This window comes from Patescibacteria group bacterium (assembly GCA_026415775.1).
GTDB lineage: Bacteria > Patescibacteriota > Minisyncoccia > UBA6257 > JAAZHW01 > SKW32.
On the sequence record JAOAGL010000005.1, the window covers coordinates 1 to 3745 of the forward strand.

Genomic DNA, 3745 nt, shown 5'->3' on the forward strand with positions numbered 1-3745 from the left:
GGCTTAGTTCAACCACTACTCTATCACCAACCATAATCCGAATAAAATTTAACCTTAATTTACCAGACAAATGCGCCAAAACCTCTCTACCATCATCCAATTGAACTTTAAAGGTGGTGCTAGGTAAGGCTTCGATAACAACGCCCTCAAATTGCTTATTCTTCATAAAAAATACTTCTACAACCTAATGGTTGATTAGTTTGTATTATAAAAATGTTTTTTAATTAGTCAACACTAAATCGCTTTTTCATCGATTATAATTGTAATTCTGTTTGAATTAAGAGGCGTAAAATTCAAAAATTTTGGCCAAATCTTTATTTCCACCTTGTTAATGCTTTTGTATTGTTTAAGGAATAACTCTAAATCCTTGATGTTTTTTCCGGCTAAATTACTACTAAACTCTCGTTGATCAATTTTATCGCAGAAAATTAAGTTGGCTGTCACGGGAAAAGATAAAAGCTTTTTTTCAAAATCAAATCGTGCAGCTCCATAATTTAGTTGATAACTAAAAAGTTCCTTATCTAACAATTGTGAATTATTATCTTTGGCTTCGTTAATAAATAATCTTTTTACATCATCTTCATTAAATACCAAAGCCCTCATAAATATTTTGGCGGTTACCTCAAATTGTTCAGCTTTTTCATCAAGTTTAGGATTAGTTGAAAAGCTCGCAATGCTGATATGCTTAGCATCTGGTAAAACAATATCATTAGCAGATAATTTGCTGTTTAATTCTTCATTCAAAGAAATTGATGCTATTTCAACCAATTTGTTTTTAGCTTGATTAATATCTGACTGACCAACTACCTTTGTTGTTCCTATATAGCCACCGGTCATAGAAGAAGATGATTCGGCATAAAATTTGGAATATCTAGGCGTTCCCTCAAAACCAGGAATAGTAAATGTTGTAGGGCCAATATTATAAGATTCCCCTGGCTGATCAGCAATCACTTCAGCATCAATATAAGATGGCACAATTTTACCATCCTGAATTTTGGCGCCGGGAACTGTTGTTTTATTTACCAACCTAAAAAGTTTTCCTTCTTTTGACAGAAATCTTGTTGTTGCCACCAGAATTTGAGGTTCGGAGCTATAAGCATTATAAATTCTTATTGTCCCTCTGGCCTTAGCTTGGATGCTTTTTACTTCAGTGGCAGGGAATTTTTCAGTAATAGTTCTTGAAAAATCAAAGGATTTAATTGGAACTTTAAAATTAACTTGATCGATATCATTAATTCCAGCCGTCGCTAAAACAGGAATTTGTTCAGACCAACTATATTTATTGGAAAAAATTCTAACCTCGGCTTTGGCAATAAAATAAATAAGACAGAATGTGGCTAAACCAAAAAGAATAATGGCAGTCAATAAAATCTTCACCCCTTTTTTAATTTTTAATTTTGGCTTTTGGATTTTTTCTTTTTTTATTTCTTTCTCATCAATTTCTATATTACTGAAATGGTCTTCATCAAAATAATCTGTAAAAAATTTCTTCTCATTATTAATATTCTTAGGAGTAATGTCTTTTTGAACTTTTTTTCTTTGGGTTTTTATTTCCACTTGCTGAATAATTTCTTTGATTTCTGGTAATTCCTCCTCTGTCTGTTGGGGCGAAATTGTTTTTTGAGCTTTTTCTATTTTTTTCCGTTTCGGTGGTTTAATATCGCCAAGAAGAATTTTTGTCTTTGGTTTTGGTCTACTTATCTCAGCCATCTCAATTAATTTCATTCCCGCTTCTTTTGCCATGAAAACAACTTCCTCCGCATCGCTATTCACAAACAATTTTTTATCAGCCGCTGCCGCCTCGCGTTTTATAAGTTTAAAGTTTAACAATGAATCGGCGATTTTGGCATTTGCCGGAATAATCAAAACGATGGTATCATTTTTTGAATTAATAATTTTTTCAACAACCTCAGACACCGATTCAGTTATATCAACATAAATATTTTCTGCCTTCATTTTTTATATTTTTTTAATAAATTTTGATTTAACCACTTGATTCGACGTTTTAAAATTTTATTCATTTCTTCATATTTAGGTTCTGAAACAAAAGAGAAAGATAAATTACTTATAAGATTAAAGGGTAAATTGGATGCCTCTTCACCTTCTAATTCAATCTCCAAGTCTGAAAAGAATTTTTCATTATCATAATAGTTTATATTGACTGGTATTTTAAAAATGCTCGCCGGCCAATGATTCTTTTCAAATGTCTCAATTAAATATGGAAATTGTTTTAAACTCCCAATTAAATAAAATCCTTCTATTTTTTCTTTTGAAGAAATTTCTTTGGCAATTAAATTAACGCCCTCTACCAAAATTTTTAATTCTTTGTCAAACAGCTTCTTAAACCAATTTTTAGCATTTTCGCTTATTTCATTGTTTTCATAGCGAATTTTAATTTCTTCCGCCAAAGAAGAAGAAATTGAAAGATTTTGTGAAAGTGCTAATAACAGGTTTTTCTCCCCCCAATCAAAATATTTAAAAGTGTTTAGATAATCTCCCAGCAATCCGGCGCTTGTTGTTGTATAACCAATTTCCACTAGAATATTCTTTGCTATATTATCTATTAAAGAAAAAGTTTTATCAAAAATCAAATTTTTCTCCCCAATAAAAAGCAACTCTCCTCCCCATTGTTCCAAAATATGCTTAATAGCTTCCCAAAAAAGACAATGCATATAAGTATTTTCAACACAAAAAGAGAAAGTTTTCCCTGTAAAACCAATGGGGTTTAAAACTCTTTTGTCATCAATGCGCGGATCGCTTAATTTTGAATGAGCCAAAACAACATCCCATTCAGAAATTTTCATTTTTTGACTAACAACGATGCGTTCTTTATCATACAAACGCCAAACTAAATTCAAAATAATATTTTCCAAATCCTCATAGTCAACTGCCGTTAAAGGATTTTCCCGCACAATTGATAAACGCGCTTTTGTTGATTTAATAAATGGCTGTTCAAAACTAATAATCGCTGGGGTTTTCTTGGAAATTTTTTTTATTTCTTTGGTTAAAATTTTTACTAAATCATCTTCTCCAAAACCATCATCGCTATCACAAAAATAATTATGGTATTTTTTTATTCTAATTTTCTTTTTTTCAAAATCTATAAACGCCAAAGCAGAATTTACTTCTCTTAATCCGCCAAAAAAGCAAAAAACCGGTTTCCAATTTTTATGAAATAATTTGAACATCGTAAAAATCTCTTCTTTTTAATTATAACAAATAAATCTTCTACTCCAAAATAGCTTTTATTCGCCTGACACCGCTCGAAACTGATTCTTCTTTGACTATTTTAAAACATCCCAAAAGCCCCGTATTTTGAACATGCGGACCACCACAAATTTCTTTAGAATAAACATTTTCTGGATGTCCAATAAAATAAACCTTTACCTTTTCGCCATATTTATCCTCAAAAAGACCTATAGCGCCAATCTCTTTTGCCTGAGATAAAGTCATTTCTTTCATAACAACGGGTAAGTTTTCTTTTATTTTTTGATTAACTATTTCTTCAACTTTCTTTAATTGTTCAGGAGTTGGTTTTTGAGAATACGAATAATCAAAACGTAATCGTTCTTCATTAATATTACTCCCCCTCTGTTTCACTTCTTCGCCCAACACATCTCTTAAAGCTTTGTGTAATAAATGAGTAGCTGTATGGTACTTTATCGCTTTTTCCGAACGATCCGCTAATCCTCCCTTAAACATTCCTGCCGAAGCAGTCCGCGATAATTCTTGATGTCTCCTAAAT

General features: G+C 31.5%; 4 protein-coding genes. All 4 read right to left on the reverse strand.

The window, feature by feature from the left end; translation table 11 throughout:
- The coding region (gene infA / locus N2692_03005) for a translation initiation factor IF-1 (GenBank protein ID MCX8016235.1) at positions 1–166 on the reverse strand (166 nt) is incomplete at its 3' end.
- 68 nt (positions 167–234) lie between these two features.
- A complete protein-coding gene (locus N2692_03010; protein ID MCX8016236.1) occupies positions 235–1956 on the reverse strand; it encodes a hypothetical protein in 1722 nt (573 codons plus the stop codon).
- Positions 1953–3188: a hypothetical protein gene (locus tag N2692_03015; GenBank protein ID MCX8016237.1), complete on the reverse strand. Its 1236-nt coding sequence runs from the start codon at positions 3186–3188 to the stop codon at positions 1953–1955. Before N2692_03015 ends, N2692_03010 begins: the two co-directional genes overlap by 4 nt.
- Before the next feature lie 40 nt (positions 3189–3228).
- Positions 3229–3745: alanine--tRNA ligase (locus N2692_03020; GenBank protein MCX8016238.1), on the reverse strand; the 517-nt coding region annotated here is incomplete at its 5' end.

Bases quoted from the DNA above. Each gene is read 5' to 3' on its own strand.
- N2692_03010 (MCX8016236.1), bottom strand. From the start codon at position 1,956: ATGAAGGCAGAAAATATTTATGTTGATATAACTGAATCGGTGTCTGAG.
- N2692_03015 (MCX8016237.1), bottom strand. From the start codon at position 3,188: ATGTTCAAATTATTTCATAAAAATTGGAAACCGGTTTTTTGCTTTTTT.